Annotated in this window: 27 protein-coding genes and 2 tRNA genes; 12 read left to right on the top strand and 17 right to left on the bottom strand. The window is 69.6% G+C overall.

Annotation, left to right across the window (positions count from 1 at the left end):
- Positions 1-144: 144 nt before the first annotated feature.
- Positions 145-288 carry a hypothetical protein gene (locus WAE60_RS03965; protein WP_197026714.1) on the top strand — a complete coding sequence of 48 codons (144 nt, stop codon included), beginning with the start codon at positions 145-147 and terminating at the stop codon, positions 286-288.
- A 57-nt stretch (positions 289-345) separates the two neighbouring features.
- On the opposite strand, the gene WAE60_RS03960 is transcribed toward WAE60_RS03965, so the two are convergent.
- Positions 346-726 carry a hypothetical protein gene (locus WAE60_RS03960; RefSeq protein ID WP_029913729.1) on the bottom strand — a complete coding sequence of 127 codons (381 nt, stop codon included), beginning with the start codon at positions 724-726 and terminating at the stop codon, positions 346-348.
- A 253-nt stretch (positions 727-979) separates the two neighbouring features.
- On the opposite strand from WAE60_RS03960, the gene WAE60_RS03955 reads away from it, so the two are divergent.
- The gene (locus WAE60_RS03955; RefSeq protein ID WP_337685180.1) at positions 980-1,690 is read left to right on the top strand and encodes a 2OG-Fe dioxygenase family protein; all 711 of its coding nucleotides are present in this window, start codon (positions 980-982) and stop codon (positions 1,688-1,690) included.
- Positions 1,691-1,879: 189 nt separating this feature from the next.
- On the opposite strand, the gene WAE60_RS03950 is transcribed toward WAE60_RS03955, so the two are convergent.
- Complete coding sequence (locus tag WAE60_RS03950) at positions 1,880-2,218, bottom strand: DUF1491 family protein (protein ID WP_029913736.1); 339 nt, start codon at positions 2,216-2,218, stop codon at positions 1,880-1,882.
- Positions 2,219-2,395: 177 nt separating this feature from the next.
- Here WAE60_RS03950 and WAE60_RS03945 point away from each other — a divergent pair, with 177 nt between their 5' ends.
- Positions 2,396-3,262, top strand: a complete 867-nt coding sequence (locus tag WAE60_RS03945; protein ID WP_337685097.1) for a hypothetical protein — start codon at positions 2,396-2,398, stop codon at positions 3,260-3,262.
- Positions 3,263-3,411: 149 nt separating this feature from the next.
- Here WAE60_RS03945 and WAE60_RS03940 read toward each other — a convergent pair whose 3' ends face one another.
- Positions 3,412-5,166 (bottom strand): HAMP domain-containing sensor histidine kinase, encoded by a 1,755-nt coding sequence (locus WAE60_RS03940; RefSeq protein ID WP_337685095.1) that lies wholly within the window; start codon positions 5,164-5,166, stop codon positions 3,412-3,414.
- A gap of 187 nt (positions 5,167-5,353) precedes the next feature.
- Between WAE60_RS03940 and WAE60_RS03935 the strand changes: the two genes are divergently transcribed.
- Together WAE60_RS03935 and WAE60_RS03930 are read left to right on the top strand one after the other, a co-directional pair.
- Complete coding sequence (locus WAE60_RS03935; RefSeq protein ID WP_337685093.1) at positions 5,354-6,217, top strand: HAMP domain-containing sensor histidine kinase; 864 nt, start codon at positions 5,354-5,356, stop codon at positions 6,215-6,217.
- 38 nt (positions 6,218-6,255) lie between these two features.
- Entirely contained in the window at positions 6,256-6,678 is a 423-nt protein-coding gene (locus WAE60_RS03930; protein WP_337685091.1) for a SufE family protein, read from the top strand.
- 149 nt (positions 6,679-6,827) lie between these two features.
- Here the strand turns inward: WAE60_RS03930 and WAE60_RS03925 are convergent, their stop codons facing one another.
- A complete protein-coding gene (locus tag WAE60_RS03925; RefSeq protein ID WP_165185581.1) occupies positions 6,828-6,989 on the bottom strand; it encodes a hypothetical protein in 162 nt (53 codons plus the stop codon).
- A gap of 78 nt (positions 6,990-7,067) precedes the next feature.
- On the opposite strand from WAE60_RS03925, the gene WAE60_RS03920 reads away from it, so the two are divergent.
- The 3 genes from WAE60_RS03920 (at position 7,068) to WAE60_RS03910 (ending at position 8,922) form a co-directional block, all read left to right on the top strand.
- Positions 7,068-8,006 (top strand): rhodanese-related sulfurtransferase, encoded by a 939-nt coding sequence (locus tag WAE60_RS03920; protein ID WP_337685086.1) that lies wholly within the window; start codon positions 7,068-7,070, stop codon positions 8,004-8,006.
- Between the two features lie 64 nt (positions 8,007-8,070).
- On the top strand, positions 8,071-8,427 hold the full coding sequence (locus tag WAE60_RS03915; RefSeq protein ID WP_337685083.1) for a hypothetical protein: 357 nt from the start codon (positions 8,071-8,073) through the stop codon (positions 8,425-8,427).
- A 42-nt stretch (positions 8,428-8,469) separates the two neighbouring features.
- Positions 8,470-8,922 (top strand): PA2169 family four-helix-bundle protein, encoded by a 453-nt coding sequence (locus WAE60_RS03910; protein WP_029913757.1) that lies wholly within the window; start codon positions 8,470-8,472, stop codon positions 8,920-8,922.
- Between the two features lie 166 nt (positions 8,923-9,088).
- Here the strand turns inward: WAE60_RS03910 and WAE60_RS03905 are convergent, their stop codons facing one another.
- Together WAE60_RS03905 and WAE60_RS03900 are read right to left on the bottom strand one after the other, a co-directional pair.
- Positions 9,089-9,814: a DUF6456 domain-containing protein gene (locus WAE60_RS03905; protein ID WP_337685080.1), complete on the bottom strand. Its 726-nt coding sequence runs from the start codon at positions 9,812-9,814 to the stop codon at positions 9,089-9,091.
- Positions 9,811-10,197, bottom strand: a complete 387-nt coding sequence (locus WAE60_RS03900; RefSeq protein WP_029913761.1) for a helix-turn-helix domain-containing protein — start codon at positions 10,195-10,197, stop codon at positions 9,811-9,813. The genes WAE60_RS03905 and WAE60_RS03900 overlap by 4 nt, the downstream gene beginning before the upstream one ends.
- Before the next feature lie 125 nt (positions 10,198-10,322).
- Here WAE60_RS03900 and WAE60_RS03895 point away from each other — a divergent pair, with 125 nt between their 5' ends.
- Positions 10,323-11,168: a hypothetical protein gene (locus tag WAE60_RS03895; protein WP_337685077.1), complete on the top strand. Its 846-nt coding sequence runs from the start codon at positions 10,323-10,325 to the stop codon at positions 11,166-11,168.
- Positions 11,169-11,328: 160 nt separating this feature from the next.
- Here WAE60_RS03895 and WAE60_RS03890 read toward each other — a convergent pair whose 3' ends face one another.
- The 6 genes from WAE60_RS03890 to WAE60_RS03865 all read right to left on the bottom strand — a co-directional run bounded on the left by WAE60_RS03890 (position 11,329) and on the right by WAE60_RS03865 (position 16,328).
- A complete protein-coding gene (locus WAE60_RS03890; protein ID WP_337685075.1) occupies positions 11,329-12,276 on the bottom strand; it encodes an IS1595 family transposase in 948 nt (315 codons plus the stop codon).
- Positions 12,277-12,406: 130 nt separating this feature from the next.
- The gene (locus WAE60_RS03885) at positions 12,407-13,339 is read right to left on the bottom strand and encodes a sugar kinase (protein ID WP_337685073.1); all 933 of its coding nucleotides are present in this window, start codon (positions 13,337-13,339) and stop codon (positions 12,407-12,409) included.
- A gap of 207 nt (positions 13,340-13,546) precedes the next feature.
- Positions 13,547-15,301 carry a DUF885 family protein gene (locus tag WAE60_RS03880; RefSeq protein ID WP_337685071.1) on the bottom strand — a complete coding sequence of 585 codons (1,755 nt, stop codon included), beginning with the start codon at positions 15,299-15,301 and terminating at the stop codon, positions 13,547-13,549.
- A gap of 63 nt (positions 15,302-15,364) precedes the next feature.
- Positions 15,365-16,000 carry a hypothetical protein gene (locus WAE60_RS03875; protein WP_337685069.1) on the bottom strand — a complete coding sequence of 212 codons (636 nt, stop codon included), beginning with the start codon at positions 15,998-16,000 and terminating at the stop codon, positions 15,365-15,367.
- Positions 16,001-16,132: 132 nt separating this feature from the next.
- A tRNA-Gly gene (locus WAE60_RS03870) sits at positions 16,133-16,207 on the bottom strand.
- Between the two features lie 46 nt (positions 16,208-16,253).
- Positions 16,254-16,328 (bottom strand) — tRNA-Gly (locus WAE60_RS03865).
- A 203-nt stretch (positions 16,329-16,531) separates the two neighbouring features.
- Here WAE60_RS03865 and WAE60_RS03860 point away from each other — a divergent pair.
- Positions 16,532-17,392 (top strand): SDR family oxidoreductase, encoded by an 861-nt coding sequence (locus WAE60_RS03860; protein ID WP_337685179.1) that lies wholly within the window; start codon positions 16,532-16,534, stop codon positions 17,390-17,392.
- On the opposite strand, the gene WAE60_RS03855 is transcribed toward WAE60_RS03860, so the two are convergent.
- Together WAE60_RS03855 and WAE60_RS03850 are read right to left on the bottom strand one after the other, a co-directional pair.
- Positions 17,389-17,922, bottom strand: a complete 534-nt coding sequence (locus WAE60_RS03855; RefSeq protein ID WP_337685067.1) for a hypothetical protein — start codon at positions 17,920-17,922, stop codon at positions 17,389-17,391. The two genes, WAE60_RS03860 and WAE60_RS03855, sit on opposite strands and share 4 nt — an antisense overlap.
- Before the next feature lie 5 nt (positions 17,923-17,927).
- On the bottom strand, positions 17,928-18,800 hold the full coding sequence (locus WAE60_RS03850) for an alpha/beta hydrolase (RefSeq protein WP_337685065.1): 873 nt from the start codon (positions 18,798-18,800) through the stop codon (positions 17,928-17,930).
- A 57-nt stretch (positions 18,801-18,857) separates the two neighbouring features.
- On the opposite strand from WAE60_RS03850, the gene WAE60_RS03845 reads away from it, so the two are divergent.
- Together WAE60_RS03845 and WAE60_RS03840 are read left to right on the top strand one after the other, a co-directional pair.
- A complete protein-coding gene (locus WAE60_RS03845; RefSeq protein WP_337685063.1) occupies positions 18,858-20,024 on the top strand; it encodes a glycosyltransferase family 4 protein in 1,167 nt (388 codons plus the stop codon).
- Entirely contained in the window at positions 20,021-20,992 is a 972-nt protein-coding gene (locus tag WAE60_RS03840; protein WP_029913783.1) for a glycosyltransferase family 9 protein, read from the top strand. The genes WAE60_RS03845 and WAE60_RS03840 overlap by 4 nt, the downstream gene beginning before the upstream one ends.
- A gap of 16 nt (positions 20,993-21,008) precedes the next feature.
- Here the strand turns inward: WAE60_RS03840 and WAE60_RS03835 are convergent, their stop codons facing one another.
- The 3 genes from WAE60_RS03835 to WAE60_RS03825 form a co-directional block, all read right to left on the bottom strand.
- A complete protein-coding gene (locus WAE60_RS03835; RefSeq protein ID WP_337685059.1) occupies positions 21,009-21,545 on the bottom strand; it encodes a hypothetical protein in 537 nt (178 codons plus the stop codon).
- 306 nt (positions 21,546-21,851) lie between these two features.
- Positions 21,852-22,415 (bottom strand): hypothetical protein, encoded by a 564-nt coding sequence (locus WAE60_RS03830; protein WP_337685056.1) that lies wholly within the window; start codon positions 22,413-22,415, stop codon positions 21,852-21,854.
- A gap of 153 nt (positions 22,416-22,568) precedes the next feature.
- Complete coding sequence (locus WAE60_RS03825; RefSeq protein WP_029913785.1) at positions 22,569-23,180, bottom strand: YitT family protein; 612 nt, start codon at positions 23,178-23,180, stop codon at positions 22,569-22,571.
- Between the last annotated feature and the right edge of the window lie 139 nt (positions 23,181-23,319).

Genomic DNA, 23,319 nt, shown 5'->3' with positions numbered 1-23,319 from the left:
TCATCTCCGGGCCGCGACATCGTGGCCCATACCGACCTTCTGAAAATCCGGGAACAACCCTAGTCAGTGCGGGGTTTTGGAGTCATGCTCACGTTACTGTGGACCACTTCCGTCAGAGGAGCGGCCACGAGAGAGGAAACGACAATGGCTATGGTTCACGAGCCGCGCCACCAGCGCGGAGTCTGCACCCCTCAAGGCAACGCCCTCTGCTTCGGCGTCGCGTTCGCCGGCCTGGTGATCGTGGCGATGATCCTGAGCTGGCTGTTCAGCCTGATCGCCTTCCTCTAGGCGATCGGAAATCCCGGGCCGGAACGCGGCCCCAAGGCTGTGGATGGCGTGCGGCGATCAGGCCGCCAGACGCCGCCACACGTGGCGGTCGGCCTCGAGGTTGGTCAGGATGCCGGCCTTCTGGCGCGAGAACAGCGCCCCCATGATCTCCGGCCCCAGCTGCGCGTAGCGCACCTGCACCTGCTCGACCAGGCAGCCGCGCGACGGCGCGATGAATAGGGCCGCGTTGACGGTGGGCTGCTTGGCGATGATCAGGGCGGCCAGGCGCTGGGCCTTCTCGACGTCCTTGTGGTGCAGCAGCGGCTCGGCCGCGTACAGCTCCTGGCCCAGCTTGGCGACATAGCTCAGCGACACCTGAGCGAAACGTTCGCTGGTGAGCGGCGGGGCCAGTTCGGCCGCGTCGAGGCTAAGGACGACGTCGTTGAGCAGGAAGAGCATAGGGACCTTGCCGGGGCCTCGCGGCGGCTGATGGGATTCGTCGGGGAGACGTGCGTCACCCTGCCGCATCGTGCTTTCGGTCCGGTTTAGGAGCAGGGTTAACGGGGTAAGATTTGGGATTCCTGGATAACCTTCTGGACACGGAACAAGGCTTGGCGCGGCGGCCTTCGCGCCCCATCTGGAAGTCTCGTTCCGCCGGAGGCCAAGCTTGATCCAGTCCGACACGACGCCCTCCGCCGCCTTGGCGCGCGACATCGCCGCCGACCTGCGGGACACGGGCTTCCGCCGCGTCCTCCCGGCCGAGACCGACGCCCTGCTGGGTCCCGAGGCCGTGGCGGGGTGGGACCGCTTCGCCGACAGCTGGAACGACCTGGGCCTGGACCGCTTCATGGCCGACGGCGGCCGCTACCGGCGGCGGCGATTCGCGGCCTTCTCGGCGTCGCCCGCCCCGGACCTTTCTGGCGGCGTCGCGCGCAAGCCGCACCAGCCCCACTACCAGAGCCGCGACTACAACAGCCTGAACGGCGGGATGCAGCGCTGGTTCGAGCCGATCACCGACGCCATCGCCGACCACCCGGTGACCCGGGCCGTGCTGGCGCGGGGCCTGGCGCTGTTCCATCCCCTGACGGCCGATCCGCCCGCCCGCTGGCACGTGGAGCTGCACCAGTTCCGCATCGAGGCCGGCGAGGGCGAGGCGGGCCTGCCCACGCCGGAGGGCGCGCACCGCGACGGCGTCGACTGGGTGATCGTCATGCTGGTCGAGCGCCGCAACGCGGCCAGCGGCGTCACCGACATCTACGCCAACGACGGCGCGCGCCTGGGGGCCTTCACCCTGGAACAGCCTCGCGACACGGTCTTCCTCGACGACCACCGCGTGCTGCACGGGGTGACGGCGATCCACCCGCTGGAGCCGGGCCAGCCGGCGCGGCGGGACGTGCTGGTGGCGACGTTCCGGCGGGAGTAGCGCCCTTCTCGTTGTTCAAGGTGATCGCCGGACGTCCCAAACGGTTGTCATCCCGGAAGCCCCGCAGGGGCTGTCCGGGCCCCAGGGGACTGGGCCAGCGCTTTGCGGTTCACCTGGGTCCCGGACAAGCGCTGCGCGCTTTCCGGGATGACAACATTTGAGTGGACCCCGGCGGAGGTTCGCCGCCCCCTACCCCTTCTCCGCCTCCACCGGCTCGGTCAGGAAATGCCGGCCTTCGCGGTCTTCGATCTCGACCACCCAGATGTCCGGATCGATCCGCGCGGCGCGTTCGGCGTAGGCGTCCAGGTCCGGTTCGAAGTCCGAGCGCACCGGCTGCATCCAGAAGCGTTCGCCGTCGCCGCGCGTGGCCTCGCTGTAGAGCTTGGCGGTGTTGGCCCGGCGGTCCACGGCCTTGACCAGCACGGCGCCGGCCCGCGGGTCGCCCTTGCGCGCCACCGTGGCGAAGGCCCCGCCCAGTTCGGCGCGGCGGATCAGCGCCCCGACCCAGATATCCGTCGAAAGAAGCATCGCTAACCGAACCGCAACCTCGGCGCCCTAAGGCTGCCGGCTGAAACCGCTCTCGCAGAATACGAGAAAATGACGTCGAGAAAGACCGCCGAACGCGCCTACGCGCGTTCGCCCCCCTATTGTAGAGCCTTTTCGCCCCTTTCGAATTTCATTCGAAAGGGAAAGGCTCTGCCGGTCATGACGGCGCGGTGGCCAGGGATTTTCGTCGCGATCGCCACCCTCGGCGTTTGCGGCCAGGCCCATGCCGCCACCGCCGCCGACCAGCTCTACGAACGGACGCTGATGACCTCGGCCGACGCGCGCTGCCGGCTGTTCAAGCCCGCCGTGGGCTCGGCCCTGGACGCCGCCCGCGCCCAGGCGCGCGGCGCGACCCTGCGTTCGGGCGCCAGCGAGGTCCAGGTCCAGGCGGTGGAGCAGCGCGCCCGGGCCAAGGCCGGGGCGACGGCCTGCGCCTCCAAGGACATGCAGACCGCCGCCGGCCGCGTGCGCCAGGCCTTCGACGGCTATTCGACCATGCTGCGGATGACCTATCCCGGCGACCGGGCCACCTGGCAGGCCGACCGCTCGGTCTCGGCGACGATCCCCGTCTGGCGGCTGTCCCAGCCCGCCGGCTTCGGCCGCGACCGGCTGGTCTTCGGCCTGTCGGGCCGGGCCAACGACATGCTGGCCGTGGCGACCTTCGCCGACGACGCCCAGCCCTACGCCGCCCGCCTGGTGCTGCGCGACACCCTGCGCACCCAGGGGCCGTACCTGAACGCCCGCAACGCCAAGGGCCTGGCCGCCAACGCCGCCCCGCGCAACGCCAGCCGGGTGTTCGCCGCCGAGACCCGCGACACAGCGCCCGTCACCCTGCTGCCCACCGGCGCCAAGACCGGCCTGTCGTTCCGCTTCCCCCGCGAAGCCGCCGACGCCATGAGCCGGCTCGACCCGCGCGAGGCGGCGACGGTGGAGTTCGTGTTCACCAGCCGGACCGGCGTAGACACGGTGCGCCGCGCTTATGTGGAGGTCGGGGACTTCGCGGCGGGACGGGCGTTTTTGCGGTAGGGTTTGAGCGGCTAGCACTTGCCCCCTACGGATCGCTTCGCGATCGTCTTCCCCCTGAGGGGGAAGAGCGCTTCGGCGCAAAGGCTCCGCCCCCTACGGGGGCGGACAGGCGGCGAAGCCGCCAGGTGGGGGCAAGTGGGTGAGCCGCTTCAGCGCGGCGGGGCGAATTTCACGACGTTCGGGCCCAGCTCGGACTCTTCCGGCTCGACCTCGGGCAACGACATCGGCTCCAGCAGCGGGGCCTCCATGGCCGGACGCGAGGCCCGCAGCAGCACCGGCATGCGGACCGAGACGCTGGTCCCCGCGCCCAGGCGGCTTTCGATGTTCATTTCGCCGCCGTGCAGCTTGGCGAAGGCCCGCACCAGCGACAGGCCCAGGCCCGTGCCCTTGGCGCGCTGGTCCACGCCGCCGGCCTGCTCGTAGGGACGGCCCAGGCGCTCGAGATCCTCGGGGCTAATGCCGACGCCGGTGTCGGCGACCACCAGCTCGAACTCGCCGTCGTGGCCGTCGGCCGTGACCGTCACCTGGCCGCCGCGCGGGGTGAACTTCAGGGCGTTGGACACCAGGTTCAGCACGATCTGCTTCAGGGCCCGGCGGTCGGCGTCGACCTCCAGCTCGCCCGGGGGCAGCACGCCGCGCAGCTGCACACCGGCCGCGTCGGCCTGGACGCGCAGCAGGCGCATGGCCGCCGTCACCGCCTCGCGGGCGTCGAACTCGCCGCGCTGCAGCTCGAAGCGCTCGGCCTCGATCTTGGACATGTCCAGCACGTCGTTGATCAGGTCCAGCAGGTGGCGGCCGCTCTCGTGGATCAGTTCGGCGTATTCGCCGTAGCGGTCGGTCAGGGGGCCGAACATCCGCGCGCGCATGATGTCGGAGAAGCCCATGATGGCGTTCAGCGGCGTGCGCAGCTCGTGGCTCATATTGGCCAGGAAGCGGGCGCGGCCGGCGGCCAGGCCCTCGGCCTCGGCGCGGGCCTGCTGCAGGGCGGTCTCGCGGGCCCGCTCGATCGTGGCGTCGCGCATGACGCCGACCAGCAGGTCGGGCGAGACCTGACGCAGGTCCAGGCAGACGGTGCGGGTGGGGTCCAGCAGCGGGGCGAAGGCGACGCTGGCCTCGCCGCCGTCCAGGGCCGAGGCCAGGGCGGCGCTGACCTTCTGGCGGTCGCCGGCCACGGCGGCCGAGGCCAGGCCCTCGCTGACCAGGTTGGAGGTGGCGACGCCGCGCGGGGCGGCCCCGCGCACGGTCCTGACCAGGCCGTTGCTGGCCACGACCAGCAGCAGCTGCGGCGCGCCGTCGACCAGGGTCTGCAGGGTGTTCAGCTCGCCCACGTGGCGATTGTCGCGCTCGCCCGCCCGGCGGTGGGTGAGGATCAGGCCCGAGGCCAGGCCCACCCCGACGGTGGCCACCGACAGGAAGCCCAGGATGAAGGCCAGGGGGCCGGTGGGCGCGGGCGGGGCCAGGCCCGACAGCTGGGTCAGGGCGGCCACGGCGCCGCCGATCAGGGACAGGCTGGCGCCCTCGGCCAGGCGTCGCGGCGACGACAGGGTCGAAGCGGCCGCCACCGGGGCCAGGATCCAGGCGCTCATCGCGCCCGAGACGCCGCCGGTCACCACCGCCGCGCCCGCGCCGCAGGTGGCCCACAGGACCAGGATCAGGGATTGCAGGCGCTCGTCGCGCCGGTCGCCGACCGCGAGGGCGGCCAGGGCGGGGACCGCGCCGGCCGCCAGGGCCAGCCAGACCGGACCGCCGACCACGCCGGGCGTGAAGGCCGCCGCGCCGGTCGCGAAGATCACGGTCGCCAGCCAGCCCAGCCGCCACAGATGCGCCGCGCCGAAGGCTCCCGTCGAAGACGAGACCTGACCCGGCCTGGAGCCGGTCTGGAGCGGGGCGCCGTCGATGGGCAAGGCCGCGAGAATCCCTTTCGGTGAGTCTTCGTCGTCAAAGCTTAACGCGGGCCGGGGAGTCGCCCAAGGCCGCACAATCTGCGCGGGATCGTTAACGCCAGAGCTTCTTGTGGACGGAAACGGATTCGTAAGCGCCTTGGTTCATTCTGGCCCATCGAAGTTACGGACAGAAGGTCCGGGAGTCCTCATGCCGCCACCTCCGGCGATCACCGACGCGTCGGGCCATGCCGAGACGCCGCGCGAAAGCGCCGGCGCCGACACCGGCCTGATGTCGCAGACCACCGCCTTCCGGCGGGCGGCGGCGCGCGCGCGGCGCAAGCAGGCCCTGGACGACCAGAAGCGCTCGTTCCTGCGCATGGTCAGCCACGAGCTGCGCACCCCGCTGAACGCGGTGATCGGCTTTTCCGAGATTCTGTCCTGCGAGCTGTACGGCCCCCTGGGCGCGCCGCAGTACAAGGAATACGCCACCCTGGTGCACGAGAGCGGCCTGAAGCTGCTGCGGCTGGTCAACCAGATCGTCGAGATCGCCCGCCTGGAAGGCCACGTCACCGACCTGGACCTGGGCGAGGAGAGCCTGGACGACGCCGTCGAGGACGTGATCCTGCAGCTGCGGGGCGAAGCCGCCGCGCGTGGGGTCAGCATCGTCGCGCCCGAGGCCGGGACCCTGCCCTGCCTGCGCGCCGACGGTCGCGGCCTGCGCACCATCCTGACCAACCTGCTGCAGAACGCCCTCACCCACTCGCCGCAGGGCGGGCTGGTGCTGATCGAAGCCAAGCAGATCGGCGGAAACGTCGAGATCGAGATCCGCGACCACGGCGAGGGCGTCGACCCCGCCGACCTGCCGCGCCTGATCCGCCCGTTCGAGCAGGGCGGCGCCACCCTGACCCGGGAGTCGGAGGGCGCGGGCCTGGGCCTGCCGATCGTCGATCTGCTGACCCGGGCCATGGACGGCGGCCTGCGGCTGAAATCGACGCCGGGCCACGGCTTCACCGCCATCGTCACCCTGCCGGAAGCCTCGGCGCGGCATTCGCTGGCGCGGGCGCGGCCTTAGGCCTTCCCCTTTGGGCCGTGGGGCATTAAGTCCCCGCCATGCAACGCCCCATCGACGCCGCCCTCGACGAACTGGCCGACGAGTTCGAACTGCTCGGCGACTGGGAAGAGCGCTATCGCTACGTGATCGAGCTGGGCAAGGAACTGGCCCCGCTGAGCGAGGCCGAGCATTCCGACGCCAACAAGGTGCGCGGCTGCGCCAGCCAGGTGTGGCTGGTGACCGAGCCCCAGGCCGACGGCACGATCCGGTTCCGGGGCGACAGCGACGCCCACATCGTCAGCGGCCTGATCGCCATCCTGATGCGGCTCTATTCGGGCCGCCCGGCGCGCGACATCGTCAATTTCGACGCCGCCGCCGCCATGGCCCGGCTGGGCCTGTCGGAGGCGCTGTCGTCGCAGCGGTCGAACGGTCTGAAGGCGATGGTGGCGCGCATCCAGCGGGACGCGTCGGCGCTGGTCTGATCCTATAAAATCCGCTCATCCCGGCGAATGCCGGGACCCAGATGGATTGGCTTTGAGGCTGACGCCAAAAGCGCCGAGGTCTTCCAGCCCACTACACCGCCATAGGATCTGGGTCCCGGCATTCGCCGGGATGAGCGGTGTTTCTAGGTTCAGAAGAACCCCGCCCGCGTTCCGATGAACCAGATCGCGATGACGATCAGCACCAGCTGGATCAGCCAGTTGACCGGCGACGGGATGGGGCTGCGTTGGACCGCATAGAGCGCCAGGCCAAGCAGGATGAGGGCGACGAGGACGACGATCAGGATGCTCATGCCGGTTTAACCGCCATGCTTTGCGATAGTTCCAGTCGTGCTTGAGAACCCGCGCTGCAGCGCCTATCAGCCCAGGCCATGAGCTTCCGCGTCGCCGCCCTCTACCGCTTCACCACCTTCGCCGACCCGCTGACCGTCATGCGGCCGCTGTCGAAGCTGTGCTGCGGCCTGGGCGTGAAGGGCACGCTGCTGCTGGCCCGCGAGGGGATCAACGGCACGATCGCCGGGACGCCCGAGGCGATCGACCAGGTGCTGGACCACATCCGCGCCCTGCCCGGCTGCGACACGCTGGAGCTGAAATTCGCAACGGCCGAGACCCTGCCGTTCCACCGCATGAAGGTGCGGATCAAGCGCGAGATCGTCACCCTGGGGGCCGGCGACCTGGACCCCGCCGCCAACGCCGGCGCCTATGTCGAGCCCGCCGACTGGAACGCCCTGATCGCCCGCGACGACGTGGTGGTGATCGACACCCGCAACGCCTACGAGACCGCCATCGGCACGTTCGAGGGGGCGATCGACCCGGCCACCGCCAGCTTCAGCGACTTCCCCGCCTGGTTCCGCGCCTTCCGCGAGACCTGGGACCCGGCGGCTCCGCCCAAGGTGGCGATGTTCTGCACCGGCGGCATCCGCTGCGAGAAATCCACGGCGTTTCTGAAGAGCGAGGGGGTGCAGGACGTCTTCCACCTGAAGGGCGGCATCCTGAACTATCTGGAGACCGTGCCCGCCGACCAGAGCCTGTGGCATGGCGAATGCTTCGTGTTCGACGAGCGGGTGGCGGTGGGCCATGGCCTGGAGCCCGGGACCCACGCCCTGTGCCGGGGCTGCCGCATGCCGGTCAGCCCCGAGGATCGCGCCTCGGCGCACTATGTCGAGGGCGTCTCCTGCCCCGCCTGCCACGATGCCCGCGACGACGAGGCCAAGGCCCGCTACGCCGAGCGGCACAGGCAGGCGGCCCGGGCGAAGGAACTGGGCATCGAGCACGTCGGGGCCGTGATGCCGCCGCGCGAAACGGACTGACGGCGGCGGATCATCCCCGCCGGCCCCGCGTTATCGAGGCTCCTCTTTCTCCAAGGAGCCACCCATGGCCGCCTACGACGCCTCCTACGGCACGCCCGCCGCCGCCCGCCAGGGCCTGCTGTCCAGCCTGTCCGACAAGATTTCGGGCCTCTTCCAGAAGGCGCCCGCCGATCCCTACGCGGTCCAGCCGCCGGCCGACTACGCCCTCAAGCCCGACGCCCAGGGCCGGATCACGCTGGCCGGCCGCAAGGTGCCGCTGGCCCTCGCCCTGGTGGGCGCCGGCGCCGTGGCCGCCCTGCTGATCAACCGCCGCACGCGCGGTCCGACCCTGGCCGCCGCCACCACCGCCTGGGGCTTCCTGGGCGCGCAGGCCTCGACGCTGAAGTCGCGCTTCGAACCTTCCGAGCCCGCCCCGCGTTAGGCCTCCCCCACGCAACCCGTCCCCAATCAAGGAGAGCCCCCGATGGCCCACACCAACGAAGACCACATCAAGCTGATCAACAGCCTGGTCGAGACCACCATCGACAGCGCCGACGGCTACGCCGAGGCCGCCAAGGACGCCGACGGCGCCCGCTTCAAGACCCTGTTCACCCAGCGCGCCCAGGAGCGCCGCTCGGTGGCTTCCGACCTGCAGGACGAGGTCCGCCGCCTGGGCGGCCAGGCCAAGGACGACGGCACGATCCTGGCCGCCGCCCACCGCGCCTTCGTCAACCTGAAGGACAGCCTGACCAAGGGCGACGAAGCCATCGTCAGCGAGGTCGAGTCCGGCGAGGACTACATCAAGGGCAAGTTCGAGAAGGCCCTGGCCGACACGGACGTCGACGCCCAGACCCGCGCCGCCATCGAGAAGGCCTGGACCTCGGTCAAGTCCGGCCACGACCAGATGCGCGACATCAAGCACATGATGAAGCACTAGGTCCCGCCAGAGCTTTCCAAATCTTGGCTCTTCCCTCCCCCTTGTGGGGAGGGGGGACCAGCGAAGCTGGTGGGTGGGGGCTGCTGACTCAGTAAGCCCCACCCGACCCTGGCTCCGCCAGGGCCACCCTCCCCACAAGGGGGAGGGACAGACGCTCTGGGCGTCATCACGCCATCCGGTAGTGCATCGCCAGCCGCTGCAGCGCCAGCTTCAGCACCGTCTTGCCGGCCCGCCTGGGCAGGCCCAGTTCGCGCTCCGCGACCTGCAGGGCCGTCTCGGCCAGGCACACCCGCTCCAGCATCTCGCGCAGGCCCGGCCCCACGGCCGCCAGGGCCGCGGCGATGCGGTCCTTGGCCGCCCGGGCCCGCAGGGCCGGCTCCAGCCTCTGGCCGCCGCCGTCGCCGCGCGGCTGGGCGTCCCAATCCATGGTCAGGCGGCCGATCGAGCCGGCCTTCTGGAAGTCCTCGCGCAGCCGCTCGCCGGCCAGCAACTCCACGTCCTCCAGCCCGCCGCGCCGGGCCAGCCAGGCCAGGGGCGACTCGCCGAGGTTGGCCTTCAGCACCACGTGCTGGTCGCTGCCCTCGATCACCACCCGCTCGCCCTCGATCACGCCCGGACGTCCCGGCGGCGGAACTGACGGCGCCAGCGGCTTGACCAGCCGCCACCCGCCCTCGCGCCGCGCGGCCAGGGCCCCGTCCCGGGCCAGCACCCGGAACGCCGCCTCGTCCACGGTCAGCATGGCCGCCCGGCGCGGACCGAAGCGGACCACGTAGCCCAGGCCCTTGACCTCGATCAGCGCCCCCGGCCGCCGCAGCAGCCGCTCGGCCCGGCCGGCCAGGCGCTCGGCCTCCAGCATGCGCTGGAACGCCGCCTCCGTCGCCGCGCCGCTCATCGCTCCGGCCCCAGTTCGGTCAGTTCCGGAATGGCGTCCGGCGCTTGCTTGATGCAGGCCTCCAGCACGCTCATCCGCGCGTCGAAGTCGGCGTTCTCGCGCATGTCCTCGATGCGGTGGCAGGCATGGCCGCAGGTGGTCCGGTCGCGGTTGAACGCGAAGGCCACCCGGATCAGCGGCCAGTTGAAGTTCACGTGCGCCAGATAGATGGCGATCTGCCGCGCCCGCGCCGCCGCCTTGCTGGTCCGCTTGGTCGACGCGATGTCGGACGGCGCGACGCCGGTGGCCAGGGCCACCGCGTGGGTGATGAAGGCCGCCGTCAGTTTGTCGCGGCGCGGGTCGGGCGAGATGGCCCACAGATCCTCGAGAGCTTGAGCCAGCATCGGCTTCCCCCTGCGAACGGCGTCCCCGTGACGCCCTCGACCCGAATCCTAGGTCGATATTCCAGGGGTGAGGATAACTTTGGGCATGTTGTACTTCGCGTACCCAGATCGGGGAGGTTTGAGATATGATCCCCTCCGCGTTCCCCCGATTCCTGGACGTGATGTTGCCTGGAGGCGGCTGGGCCTTGACCGTGTCGGAAGCCTATATCGACGAGAGCTACAGCGACCGAGACCCCAAGGTCTTGTGTATTGCTGGATATCTCTTCCGTAAGACGCGGGCCGTCGAATTCACCAAGGAATGGCGGCGCTACCTGAAGGCGCGCGGCCTTCCGTACTTCCACACCAACGAGCTATCCAGCAGCAAGCCGGGGAGCCTTTTCGCTGATTGCGACAAGGACGCGCTATGCCGGAAGCTTATTCATTTGACCCACGACAAGGCGGCCTACGGCTTTGCTGTCACCGTCAACGAAGATGAATACCGGGAGATCGTCTCGGCCCGGGAAGGTATGCCAACGGCATACGCCTTTGCGCTGAAGGCCTGCATAGGGATGGTTCGGCGGTGGAAGGAGAAGAATCAGGCCGAGGGGCCAACGGCGTTCTTCTTTGAGCAGGGCCACAAGCATCAAGGAGACGCGCACGCCTTCCTGTCGTGGTTGCTAGAGGTTCCAGAGATCGCGGCAAAGTACGGCTACAACGGCCACGCCTTCGTACCGAAGCACGTCGAGTCACTCCACCCCGCCGACTACCTTGCTTGGCAGTGGCGACTGGAGGCCGTTCGGAAGCTGGACCCAAACCGCAAATATCCGCCTCGCGCCGATTTACGGGCCTTGCTCCGGGACACCGATGAGGTGAGGAGTTACACGCGCGGCGATCTCGTTCGCCTGGAGGCTGCGCTAAAGGATCTAGAAGTTGACCGCCACGCGACCCGAGAAGCTATACGCATGGCGCAGGAAGCCGCCGCGCTAGGCTAGGGCTTACGTTGCGGGACGGTGCTTTCGATCAGTTTATCGAGGGCTTGCTCCGCCTCCTCCCGGCTTAACCCACCATCGGCCTCGATTTGGCGAACGGCTTCTATGAACCGCTTGCTCTGGGCCTCGTCCTCGTCCGGAGGGCGCTTCTTTTGGTCTGCCATCAGACTTGCTCACGAGCTGTTCGATAGGTGAGGCGCTTGCCGACGACACCCGACAGGAGGTTGTCGGCGCGGGCGAGGTCGTTCACGCCAAGGGCGATGCGGTTGTTATAGCGGAAGCCGAACTCGCTCACATAGCGGTTGAGGTGCTTCTCGCTGCAATGCTGGTAGACGCCGCGCATGCCGCGCTTGAACACCGAGAAGAAGCCCTCGACGGTGTTGGTGGTGACGTCGCCGCGAGCGTACTCCTTGGCGATGTGGCGGACGGTTTCGTGGGTGGCGAACACCTGATCGGCGCCGGTGTAGAGACGGCTCTCGTCGGTGTGGAGGCGGGTGTCAGGGTGGACGTTCGCCATGACCAGCGCCGAGACGGTGGCCTTGTCGGCGTTCTTGACGTGGAAGACCTTGGCGATGCCGCCGCGCTCGACCAGGGCGATGATCGGGCGGATGTTCTTCTTGGTGCGGCCCTTCTTCTTCGGGTTCGGCTTGGCGGGCTTCACGCCGCGCATGTCGTCGGTCTTGCCGAAGTAGGTCTCGTCGGCCTCGACGATCTTGCCTTCGCCACCGAGGGTCCAATCGCCGCCATTTTCCATCGCCAGACGGATGCGGTGCGACATGAACCAGGCAGTCTTGAGGGTCACGCCTAGGGTGCGGTGAAGCTGTTGGCTGCTGATGCCCTTCTTGCTCGCGGCCATCAGGTACATGGCTTGCAGCCAAAGGCGCATGGCGACGTGCGACGCTTCGAAGATGGTCCCCACCTTCACGGTGAAGGGCTTGCGGCACTGGTAGCACTTGTAGGTGCCGATCCGGGTGCTGGCGCCGCCCATCTTGGAGATGCGCTCGCAGCCGCCGCAATGGGGGCAAACAGGGCCTTCCGGCCAGATGCGCGCCTCGACGTAGGCGTAGGCGGCTTCTTCGTTATGGAAGTGCGGAGCTGAAAGAGCCGACATGGTGCAATCCTTTGATGCACCTACCTTATCAGGCCAAGTGGGTACGTCAAGTATAACGTGCCCATAACTTTCCTATTGCGCGCGTCCAGTAGGAATATAAACCTTTGATTGCACTGGACCTGACCCCGCTCTATCCCCGCGGCCAGACGGGCATCGAGGCCGTCGGGATGATCGCGCCCTTGCGAGTCACCACCGCCGCGGCCAGGTCGTGGCCGCGCGCCACGGCGGTCTCGACCGGCAGGCCGGCCAGGCGCGAGGACAGGTAGGCGGCGTTGAAACTGTCGCCCGCGCCGGTGGTGTCCAGGGCCTTGACCCGGGCCGGGGCCGGGGTGGCGATCCGGCCTCCTTGCGAAGAATTGGCCGGCGTGTGGACGTTGACCGCGTGGCTCTCGTCGCGCGCCACCACCTCGGCGCCGGCCGCGGCCCATTCGGCGGCCAGGTCCTCGGCCTCGCGGCCGTAGAGCGGCCGGCTGTCCTCGCTGCTCAGCGAGACGAAACGGCACGACGGCACGACGCCGTCCAACGCCTCGCGCGCCGCCTCGGGCGAGGCCCACAGGGCCGGGCGGTAGTTGAAGTCCAGGGCCACGGCCACGCCCAGCGAGTGGACGTAAGCGAGGATGTCCTTCAGCCGCGCGCGGCCGATGTCGCCGATCACCGCCAGGGTCACGCCCGACAGATAGACCAGGTCACTGGCCTTGGCGGCGGCGATCAGCTGGTCGGCAGTGTGTTGCGAGAACAGGTCGCGGATCGGGGCCCGCTCACGCCAGTAGTGGAACTTCCGCTCGCCGTTCTCGTCCAGCACGATGGCGTAGAGCCCCGGCAGCCGGTTCTCGGCCTCGCGCACCAGGCGGGTGTCCAGCCCTTCGCGGCGCATGGCGGCCAGGGCGCCGTCGCTGAACGGATCGCCCTTGCCCAGGGCCGTGCAGTAGGCGACGTCGTCGCCGAGCCGGGCCATGTAGACGGCGGTGTTGAAGGTGTCGCCCGCGAACCCCATCCGATGCAAGCCCTCGCCCTCCGGCGACAGCTCGACCATGCATTCGCCCAGGACGGTGATCTTGGCCATGTGACGGGGTCCCCTTGTTATCGAGCGCGGTGATAGGCGCTTTGCCGGCCACGATCCAGGCGGCGAACGCTTGCCCCCTACGGACCGCTTCGCGGTCGTCTTCCCCCACAGGGGGAAGAGGCGCGCCGCGCCGATCAGCCTCCGCCCCCTATGGGGGCGGACAGACCGCGAAGCGGTCAGGTGGGGGCAAGTAAGTGCTCTACAGACCTACTTCTTCCGCGCCGCGATCCACGCGTCGATCTTGGCCTCCAGCACCGCCAGCGGCAGCGAGCCGTTCAGCAGCACCGCGTCGTGGAAAGCCCGCTCGTCGAACCTGTCGCCCAGCGCCGTCTCGGCCCGTTTCCGCAGCTCCAGGATCTTCAGCTCGCCCACCTTGTAGGCCAGGGCCTGGCCCGGCCAGGAGACGTAGCGGGCCACCTCGACGTCGATGTTGGTGGGCGACAGGGCGGTGTTCTCGACGAAGCAGGCCTTGGCCTGGTCCAGCGTCCAATGCTTGGCGTGCAGGCCCGTGTCGGCCACCAGCCGGCAGGCGCGCCACATCTCGTACGACAGCCGGCCGAACAGCTCATAGGGGTCGCGATAAATGCCCATCTCCTCGCCCAGCCACTCGGAATAGAGGCCCCAGCCCTCGCCGTAGGCGTTGAAATAGACCGTCTTGCGGAAGTCGGGGACGCCGGTCTGCTCCTGGGCCAGGGCGGTCTGGATGTGGTGGCCGGGCGCGCCCTCGTGCAGCACCAGGGCCGGCAGCTCGTACAGCGGCCGCTGGTCCAGGGCCGAGGTGTTGATCATCAGCCCGCCCGCGCGGCCGGTCTTGGGATCGCCCCCGAAATAGCGGCCGGTGGTGTAGCCCTGCTCGATGCTGGCCGGCACGGGGCGCACGCCATAGGTCAGGCGCGGCAGGGTCCCGAAGTGGGCGGGCAGCTGGTCGTCGGCCCGCTTGGCGATCTCGCTGGCCTTCTCCAGCAGCTGCTGGCGGCTGGTGGCGTAGAAGCGCGGGTCCTTGCGCAGATAGGCGATGAAGGCCGGCAGGTCGCCCTGGAAGCCGGCCTGCTTCATCACGACCTCCATCCGCGCGCGGATGCGGGCCACCTCGGACTGGCCCAGGGCGTGGACCTGGTCGGCGGTCATGGTGGTGGTGGTGTGGCGGCGCACCAGGAAGGCGTAGTAGCGCGCGCCGTCCGGCAGGTCCGACACCGCCAGGCTCTTGGCGGCGTGCGGCAGGTATTCCTGCTCCATGAAGGTGACGAAGCCGGCGCGGGCGGGGGCGACCCGGTCGGTCACCACCTTGGTCCCCGAGGCCAGCAGGGCGGCCCGGCGATCTGCGGGGATGCTGGACGGCAGGTCGCGCAGCGGGGCCAGCAGCGGCTCGTCGGCCAGGGGCGTGGCGGCGGTCCGGCGGGCCCGGTCCAGCACCGCCTGGGCGGTCGGCACGGCCTGGACGAAGCCGGTCGACACCCCGCGCCGGGCGTTGGCGATGTTGGCGGCGTACCAGTCGGGCGTCTGGGCCAGCAGGGCGATCCACTGCTTGGCCTCCTCCTCGGACTTCAGGTGCATGCCGTTGGCGCGGTACAGCAGGATGACGTCGAAGCCGCCGTCGGTGCTGAACGGCATCCGCGCCTCGTCGAACGACAGGCCCTCCAGCCGCTCGTCCAGGCTCCATTTCAGGATGGCGTGGGTCAGGCGCTGGTCGGGCTTCAGCGCGGCCAGGTCGACGCCGTCCAGCGCCTGGCGGGCCGAGGCCAGCAGAGCCTTGCGGTCGGCGTCGGCCTTGGGGCCCACCGGCGGGAACTTGAAGCGCGAGGCGTCGTCGGCCCCGCCCTCGCCGTCGTCCTCGCCCGCCCCGGCCGCCTCGTAGGCCTTGACCGCCTGGGCCAGTTGGTCGGCGGCGCTGGGCGCGGCCGCGACGGCTACGCCGTTCAGGGCCAGAACCAGGGCGAGGCCCAGAAGGACGCGCTTGGACATGGAAACTCCCCGCAGGTTCACCACGAGGTTAGATCAGGAATCGCCAGGGACTAGAAGCTCGACCTAGAACGGCGTCTTGCAGCGGCGGTTGGCGTGCACGCCGCGCAGGAAACCCCGGCGGGCGTAGCCGGCGTCGAGAGCGGCGTTCAGCCGGCGATCGGCGGGGGCCGCGCCGGTGACTTCGCGGACTAGGCTGCGGAACGGGATGATCGAGTTGATCACGGTCTTGCCGCCGGCCTCGGCCAGCTTGCCGGCCCGGTTCTCCTTGATCTCGTTGCCGACCACGAAGTCGTCGCCCAGCACCGCGTTGAGATCGCTGACCTCGGCGGCCAGCTGCTTGCAGGTCTTCAGGCCCTTGAGGCTGTAGGGATCGTTCTGCGCCTTGACCAGGATCGGCGGGACCTGGCGCTTCATGATGCCGACGTCGCGCACGGGCTGGGTGCCGATGTCCACCGACTTCTTGCGCACCTCGGTCCAGCCGCCCGGGTTGGGCTCGGCGCTTTCCGGCGTCGTCGACGAAACCGGGGGCGTCACCTGCTTGGCGGGTTTGGCGCTCCCGGCCTCGGCCGCGGGCTTCCGGGTCGGATATTCAGGCTTGGCCTGGGCCGCCTGGGCGTGGACCGCCCCCGTCAGCGCCAACAGGGTCGCCAGCGCCGCCACGTGGGCCGCTCGCGTTCGTTCAAGCTTGAAACAGGTCATTGTCCGACATCCCCAGTCCCGCCCGCTCCGCGCAGGTGATCACCGCTCAGGAACGGTGGGGCGCGCAACGGGGTTCCATGGCAGAGCTAACAGCCGCCCACCGGATGCGTCACGCTTCAATTTGGGGGAAATTGGAGCGGGCGAAGAGATTCGAACTCTCGACCCCAACCTTGGCAAGGTTGTGCTCTACCACTGAGCTACGCCCGCATCCGGGATATTTCGGGTCTCGTTCCACCGCCGGAGGACCGGAGAATGGAGCGGGCGAAGAGATTCGAACTCTCGACCCCAACCTTGGCAAGGTTGTGCTCTACCACTGAGCTACGCCCGCATCGGCGGGGGCTGAAACAGCGCCCCGCGACGAGGAGGCGGCTTATGGCAGAGCGCCTTGCGGTTGGCAAGCGGTCTGAAGCGGGTTCGAACGCGTCATTGTGGACAACGCGTCGCACCTCCCCCCTCGGGGGAGGATCCGCCCTTGCGCAAACCTCGGTTTCATACACTCATTCGCCCCTTCGTTTCGGGGACTTGAGCGCCTTGCGTCTGTTCGTGTTCGGATTGGGTTATGTCGGCCAGGCCTTCGCGCAGGCGCTGATCGGCCGGGGCTGGAGCGTGGCGGCGACAGCGCGGGACGCCGTGCGCGCGGCTGAGCTGAGCGCGCTGGGGATCGAGCCCGTCGACGCCGAAGACCGCGCCGCCATGACCGCGGCCCTGACCGGCGTCAACGCCGTGCTGGTCACCGCCCCGCCCACCGCCGACGGCTGTCCGGGCCTGGAGGCGACGATCCCCGCCCTGGCGGCGGCGCAGGCCTTCCCCGACTGGATCGGCTATCTGTCGACCACAGGCGTCTACGGCGACTTCGAGGGCCGCTGGGTGTTCGAGAGCAGTCCCCTGAAGGCCCAGTCGGTCGAGGGCGCGCGCCGCGTCGGGGCCGAGCGCGACTGGCGCCAGGTGGGGCGCGGCATGGGCCTGACGGTGACCACCTTCCGCCTGCCGGGCATCTACGGCCCCGGCCGCAGCGCCCTGGACCGCCTGCGGGCCGGCGAGGGCCGCCGCATCGTCAAGCCGGGCCAGGTGTTCAGCCGCATCCACCTGGACGACATCGTCTCGGGCCTGCTGGCCTCGCTGGACCGCCCCCGGGCCGGCGGCGTCTACAACCTAGTCGACGACGAGCCGGCCCCGCCGCAGGACGTGATGGAGCACGCCGCCAGCCTGCTGGGCGCGCCCGTGCCGCCCGACCTGCCGTTCAATGAACTGGGCCTGTCGCCCGCCACCCGCCGCTTCTACGCCGAGAACAAGCGCGTCTCGAACGCCCTGGCCAAGGCCGAGCTGGGCTGGCGGCCGAAATATCCGACCTATCGCGAAGGCCTGGCGGCGATCCTGGCGGCGGGCGGCTAGGCGGCGGCCGCTTCCGCCGGCCTCGCGCGCGCCGCGAACCGTCGCGCCACGACGAACGGCGCGACATAGATCATGGCCAGCAGCACCGTCGTGCTGAAGACCTTCATCTTCGGCGGCGCTAAGCCGGGCGCCACCATGCGTTCCAGCGCCTCGGCGGTTTTCCAGAGCAAGAAGACGCCGCTGCCGAGGAGGAGGATGGCCGCCAGGTTCGCCGCGACGGCCAGCAGGCCGCCCGCCTCCAGCGCCCCTTCTGGCAAAATCAGGAAGGGCAGAAACGCCAGGAGCGGCACCGCGTACAGCCAAGGACGCCGCGGAGTCGCATTGCCCGACGCCTCCTCGAGCGCCGCCGTTCGAATGGCCCACATCCATCCGCACCAACACGCGCCCACCACCAGCGTGGACGCGTTCACGACGAACATGCCGGCCGAGCCGCCGAGGGTCATCACCAGGATCGGAGACGCCAGGGCCAAGGCGATCCAGAAGACCAGGACGATCACCGGATGGATGGAAGCGATCTTTCGCGCCAGCATGTCCCCTACTCCTCCTCCGGTCCCATGTCGGCCGCCGCCCAGGCGGTGGCGGGGGCCTGGCCGGCCGCGCGGGCGCGGGCGGCGCGGGCCAGGCGACGGGCCACGGGGTCGTCATCGACCGGCTCGGCCAGCATGCGCGCCTCGGCCACGGCCGCGGCCAGCCGCTCCAGGTCCTGGGGTCGCGACAGGCGGTGATCGCCGTCCTTGATCAGGGTGAAGACCACGTCTGTCGAGGTCAGGCTGTTGGCCAGCTCCAGGGCGTGGGTCCAGGGCACGTCGGGATCGGCCCCGCCCTGCAGCACGCGGACCGGGACCTCGATCGGCACGGGACCGGCCAGGATCGACCACCGCGCGCCGTCCTCCAGCAGCGCCCGCGTGATCGGATAGCCGCCGTCGTCGTATTCCGAAGGCCGGATCCAGCGGCCGTCGCGGGCGATGGCGGCGCGGGCCTCGTCCGACAGTTCCGGCTCCATCAGCTTCTCGGTGAAGTCGGGCGCCGGGGCGATCAGCACCAGGGCCTCGACCCGCTCGGGCCGGGCGATGGCCGCCAGGCAGGCCAGCCAGCCGCCCATCGACGAGCCCACCAGCACCAGCGGTCCCTCGGTCAGCTCGTCGATCGCCGCCAGGGCGTCCTCGCGCCAGCGGCTGATCGTGCCGTCCTCGAACGCGCCGTCCGACTGGCCGTGGCCGAAATAGTCGAACCGCAGGTAGCCGCCGCCGGTCGCCCGCGCCTGGTCGGCCAGGACCTGGGCCTTGGTTCCCGTCATATCCGAGTGGAATCCGCCCAGCCACACAACCGTGGGATGGGTTCCGTGGACGACGCGGTACGCCAACCGCAGATTGTCGTTGCGAACGAGGTGCTGAAGGGAATCGGTCATGGCGCGGCCTTGTTCATTTCGATAACTACGACCCCTCAAACCTCGTCAGAGCAACGCGTGTCCATCCTTCCCGACGATTTCACTCTTCTGCAGGTGACCCCGGAGCTGGAAACGGGCGGCGCCGAGCAGACGACGATCGACGTGGCCCACGGCGTGATCGCGCAGGGCGGCAAGGCCCTGGTCGCCACCAAGGGCGGGCGCATGGCCGCGCGGCTGGAGGCCGACGGCGGCCGCCTGGCCCAGATGCCGGCCCAGTCGAAGAACCCGCTGATCATGCTGGGCAACGCCGCGCGGATGATCGACCTGATCCGCCGCGAGAAGGTCAGCCTGGTCCACGCCCGCTCGCGCGCTCCGGCCTTCAGCGCCCTGTGGGCGGCCCACGCCACCAAGGTGCCGTTCGTGGCCACCTATCACGGCGTCTACAACGCCAAGTCCAGCCTCAAGCGCTGGTACAACGCGGTGATGACCAAGGGCGACCTGGTGATCGCCAATTCGGAATACACCCGCGCCCACGTGATCGCCGAGCACGGCATCCCGTCCGAGCGCGTGGTGGCCATCCCGCGCGGCGTCGACCTGACCCGCTTCGAGCCCGGCCTGGTCTCGGCCGAGCGGGTCAAGTCGCTGCGCGACGCCTGGGGCGTGTCGTCCGAGGACCGCAGGCTGAAGGTGCTGCTGGCCGGCCGCCTGACCCGCTGGAAGGGCCAGGCTCTGGTCATCGAGGCGGTGGCGCGGCTGAAGGCGGTTTCCGACACCCGCGTCCTGCTGCTGCTGGTCGGCGACGACCAGGGCCGCAAGGCCTATCGGGCCGAGCTGGAGCACATGATCGCCCAGGCCGGGCTGCAGGACAGCGTCAAGCTGGTGGGCCATTGCGACGACATGCCGGCCGCCTATCTGGTCGCCGACCTGGCCATCGCCCCCTCGCTGGAGCCCGAGGCCTTCGGCCGCACGGCGGTCGAGCCGCAGGTGATGGGCAAGCCCGTCCTGGCCGCCGATCACGGCGCGGCGCGCGAGACCGTGGTCGACGGCGAGACCGGCTGGCTGGTCGCGCCCGGCGACGTCGAGGCCTGGGCCGCCGCCCTCTCGAACGCCTGCGAGGCGGGGGCGGCGCGCCGCCAGGTCATGGGCATGGCCGCCCGGGCGCGCGCCCGGAAATTGTATTCTGTTGACGCGATGGTCGAAGCAACGCTCAAGGTCTACGCACGCGTTCTGGAGACGAAAAGTTGAGCAAGGAAATCAAGAAGGTCCTGGTCATCAAGCTGGGCGCCCTCGGCGATTTCGTACTGGCCTTGGCGGCGATGAAGAAGATCCGCGAGGCCCACCCGCGCGCCAAGATCACCCTGCTGACGACGCCGCCCTTCGAGGCCCTGGCCAAGCTGTCGCCTTACTTCAACAGCGTCGAGACCGACGGGCGTCCCAGCGACTTCGGCGACCTGACCGCCCTGCTCGGCCGGCTGCGCAAGGCCCGCTACGACCGCGTCTACGACCTGCAGACCAACAGCCGCACCAACTGGTACTTCCAGGCCCTGCGGCCTTTCCCGCCGCAATGGTCGGGGATCGCCGCCGGCTGCTCGCTGCCCCAGCGCGGCAAGGCCCGCTACCACATGCACACGCTGGAGCGGCAGGCCGACCAGCTGAAGCAGGCCGGCATCTGGCCCGACGCCCCGACCGAGCCCGGCGGCGCGCCGGCCCCGGACCTGTCGTGGATCCTGCGCCGCATCAAGGAGCCGCGCCCGGTGGCCGGCGCCGCCGCCCCGCGCCCCTACGTCCTGCTGGTCCCGGGCGGCTCGGCCCATCGGCCCGAGAAGCGCTGGCCGGTCGAGAGCTACGCCCAGCTGGCGGCCCTGCTGAAGGCGCGCGGGCTGGACATCGTGATCATCGGCGGCCCGCAGGAAAGCGCCATGGCCCGCCAGATCCAGAAGGCCGTGGGCCAGGCCCGCGACCTGACCGGCCGCACCGACTTCGCCCAGCTGGCCGTGCTGGGCGCCAAGGCGGCCCTGGCCGTCGGCAACGACACCGGCCCGACCCACCTGCTGGCCGCGGCCGGCGCGCCGACCATCGCCCTGTTCTCCGACGCCTCGGACCCCGAGCTGTGCGGCCCGCGCGGCCACGTGGCGGTGATCCGCTCGCCGGACCTGAAGGCCCTGCCCGTCAGCACGGTGGCCAGCGCGGCGATCGCCCTGCTGCCGCAGTAGCCTTCCGCGTCCGCGTCTAGTGCGTCGCCTCGTGCGCCAGGCGGTCCAGCGCCAGCGCCTGTTCGTCGGTCACATCGCCGTGCGTCGGCCCGCCGACCCTGGCCGAGGTGTCGGTGGCGAACGTGTCGGCCGAGGCGGGCGCGTTCGGCGTCCGTCCGGACTTGAGCCATGAGATGTAGAGAAGGCGCGACGCGGACTCGTCGGCCAGGTTGAAGACCCGGAGGCCTCCTCCGGCGGCCGGCGTCTCCACGGCGTTGGTGGTGCGGCCCCTCTTCAGCAGGTCCTGGTAAAGCGCCTGGGCCTGGTCGATGCGGCCCGTCCGCTGATAGCCGGTCGCCAGGTTGAACCGGTTGAGCGGCGTGTCGTTCTTGACCAGTCTCGCCTTGAGGACATTGGTCCCCGCCCAGTTGTCGCCCTTGGCCATCAAGCTCACGGCCTCGATCGCGGACACCTCGCCGAGGCTCTTCACCTCGACGGCGGCCTGGGTCGCCGGGGCGACGGCCGCCTGTTGCGCATAGGCCGCCGTACCGCCAAGGCCTACACATGCAGACACAATAATAGCGTGAAGTTTTCGCACGTCCGCTCTCCCCAAAATTCCAAGTCCACAGGCTTCCGACGCGTGGATACTTGGCGAGGCCGGAGGAGCGCGCGAGGCGCCGAATAGTTTCACATTCTATTAATCATGGCCAAGGGAACCCCTCGGCAGTCGCTGATTTAACCCTCAGGTTGAAACGCGGTGTGTTCGAAGTTGTATTTCTCGCCTTTCGAACACCGATATGTGCAAGCGATCGCAAGTATTCGTCGGGGTCGTCGACACCTTGGCGGCGCGGCGTCCCTGGCCGCGCCGCCATAGGCCCGGCTACTCGGTCGCGCCCTGCCCCGCCTGGCTGTCCAGCGCCATGGCCTTCTCGTCGGACACATCGCCATAGGTGGGCCCGCCGATCGTGACCGACGCCTCGGCGCCGAAGGCCTCGGCCGAGGGCGCCCCAGGGCCCGACCGCGCCGCCATCGCCCGGCGGCCGTTCTCGGACTTCAGCCAGTCGAAATAGAGCAGCCGCGAGGCGGCCTCCTCGGCCAGGTTGAAGACCCGCACGTCCGGCGCGTCCTTCGACGGCGTCGCCACGACGTTGGTGTTGCGCCCCTCGACCAGCAGGTCGCGATAGATGCTTTCGGCCTGCTTGAGGCGGCCGGTGCGCTGATAGCCGGTGGCCAGGTTGAAGCGGTTCAAGGGCGAGTTGTCCTTGGCCACCAGCCGCTTGAAGACGTTGGTGCCTAGCCAGTTGTTGCCCTTGGCCATCAGGGACAGGGCCTGGTCGCCGACGCTGGGCTCGGCGTGTCGCCCGCGGCCGGACTGCCCCGCATAGGCGGTGGCCGCGCCCAGGACCAGGCAAGCGGACGCAATGAGGATATGGATCTTTCGCACGTTCGTAGCCCCCAAAGGATCAAGCCCGCAGGTTTCCGACGTGCGGCGCTCGATCAGACCAAGGTCGCGCCCAAACTCGGCGATTAAAGCCTAAGCTTTACACCAAGTTAACCAAGCTTAACAGGGAGCTTCACCGCAGGGGGCGCCCGCGCCTCAATAGCCTTCGTAGCGACCAGGTTTGTGGTTCGCGATGATCACGATGCTCAAGGCGACGGCGGAAAGGATCGACAGCAACAGCTTGTCCCAGTTCAGCACCGCGAAGGCGCAGGCCAGGATCAGGCAGTCCGACGCCATCTGCACCTTGCCGGCGCTGATCCCGCGCTTCTCGTAGAGCCACAGGGCCAGGGCCCCGATGCCGCCGACGCTGGACTTGTGGCGGGCCAGGGCCAGGATGCCCATGCCGATGATCGTGCCGCCGAAGACCGCGGCGAACAAGGGATCGACCTCGGTCACGCGCAGCCACCGGGGCAGCCCCAGGGCCAGGCCCGCCAGCAGCAGGTTGGTGACCAGGGTCTTGACCGTGAACGTCCAGCCCATGGTGCGCTGGGCCAGGACGTAGAACGGGATGTTGATCAGCAGGAACAGCACCCCGACCGGCCAATGGGTGACGTAGGAGACGATCAGGGCGATGCCCGCCACCCCGCCCGTCGACAGGCCGGCCGCCTTCAGCAGGGTCAGGCCCACGGCGATGAAACTGGAGCCGATCAGCAGGGCGTGGACGTCCTCGATCGGGGTGTGGCGGGCGGCGGAAGTGGGCGTGCTCATGAAGGCGTGGAACGGATCAGGATTGGGGATGGAGGCCGACCCGACCCCGGCGTTCCGCTCCCCCGGTCCCTTTTGAAGCGCCCGGCCCGTTAAAAGGCGGGTTCCGTCGCGCATGCGCCTTGATAGCGCGGGACTCCTT

Origin of the sequence: Caulobacter sp. CCG-8 (assembly GCF_037402475.1) — a bacterium.
Lineage (GTDB): Bacteria > Pseudomonadota > Alphaproteobacteria > Caulobacterales > Caulobacteraceae > Caulobacter.
The sequence above is the reverse complement of the archived record's forward strand: the minus strand, read 5'-3'. Positions and strand labels throughout refer to the sequence as shown.

Excerpts from the sequence above, each read along its gene's own strand:
- WAE60_RS03950 (WP_029913736.1), bottom strand. The coding sequence starts at position 2,218 with ATGCTTCTTTCGACGGATATCTGGGTCGGGGCGCTGATCCGCCGCGCC.
- WAE60_RS03855 (WP_337685067.1), bottom strand. The coding sequence starts at position 17,922 with ATGCTGGCGCGAAAGATCGCTTCCATCCATCCGGTGATCGTCCTGGTC.
- WAE60_RS03930 (WP_337685091.1), top strand. The coding sequence starts at position 6,256 with ATGCAACGCCCCATCGACGCCGCCCTCGACGAACTGGCCGACGAGTTC.
- WAE60_RS03920 (WP_337685086.1), top strand. The coding sequence starts at position 7,068 with ATGAGCTTCCGCGTCGCCGCCCTCTACCGCTTCACCACCTTCGCCGAC.
- WAE60_RS03960 (WP_029913729.1), bottom strand. The coding sequence starts at position 726 with ATGCTCTTCCTGCTCAACGACGTCGTCCTTAGCCTCGACGCGGCCGAA.
- WAE60_RS03965 (WP_197026714.1), top strand. The coding sequence starts at position 145 with ATGGCTATGGTTCACGAGCCGCGCCACCAGCGCGGAGTCTGCACCCCT.
- WAE60_RS03925 (WP_165185581.1), bottom strand. The coding sequence starts at position 6,989 with ATGAGCATCCTGATCGTCGTCCTCGTCGCCCTCATCCTGCTTGGCCTG.
- WAE60_RS03850 (WP_337685065.1), bottom strand. The coding sequence starts at position 18,800 with ATGACCGATTCCCTTCAGCACCTCGTTCGCAACGACAATCTGCGGTTG.
- WAE60_RS03890 (WP_337685075.1), bottom strand. The coding sequence starts at position 12,276 with ATGTCGGCTCTTTCAGCTCCGCACTTCCATAACGAAGAAGCCGCCTAC.
- WAE60_RS03825 (WP_029913785.1), bottom strand. The coding sequence starts at position 23,180 with ATGAGCACGCCCACTTCCGCCGCCCGCCACACCCCGATCGAGGACGTC.
- WAE60_RS03875 (WP_337685069.1), bottom strand. The coding sequence starts at position 16,000 with ATGACCTGTTTCAAGCTTGAACGAACGCGAGCGGCCCACGTGGCGGCG.
- WAE60_RS03900 (WP_029913761.1), bottom strand. The coding sequence starts at position 10,197 with ATGCTGGCTCAAGCTCTCGAGGATCTGTGGGCCATCTCGCCCGACCCG.
- WAE60_RS03935 (WP_337685093.1), top strand. The coding sequence starts at position 5,354 with ATGCCGCCACCTCCGGCGATCACCGACGCGTCGGGCCATGCCGAGACG.
- WAE60_RS03885 (WP_337685073.1), bottom strand. The coding sequence starts at position 13,339 with ATGGCCAAGATCACCGTCCTGGGCGAATGCATGGTCGAGCTGTCGCCG.
- WAE60_RS03880 (WP_337685071.1), bottom strand. The coding sequence starts at position 15,301 with ATGTCCAAGCGCGTCCTTCTGGGCCTCGCCCTGGTTCTGGCCCTGAAC.
- WAE60_RS03915 (WP_337685083.1), top strand. The coding sequence starts at position 8,071 with ATGGCCGCCTACGACGCCTCCTACGGCACGCCCGCCGCCGCCCGCCAG.
- WAE60_RS03895 (WP_337685077.1), top strand. The coding sequence starts at position 10,323 with ATGATCCCCTCCGCGTTCCCCCGATTCCTGGACGTGATGTTGCCTGGA.
- WAE60_RS03905 (WP_337685080.1), bottom strand. The coding sequence starts at position 9,814 with ATGAGCGGCGCGGCGACGGAGGCGGCGTTCCAGCGCATGCTGGAGGCC.
- WAE60_RS03910 (WP_029913757.1), top strand. The coding sequence starts at position 8,470 with ATGGCCCACACCAACGAAGACCACATCAAGCTGATCAACAGCCTGGTC.
- WAE60_RS03945 (WP_337685097.1), top strand. The coding sequence starts at position 2,396 with ATGACGGCGCGGTGGCCAGGGATTTTCGTCGCGATCGCCACCCTCGGC.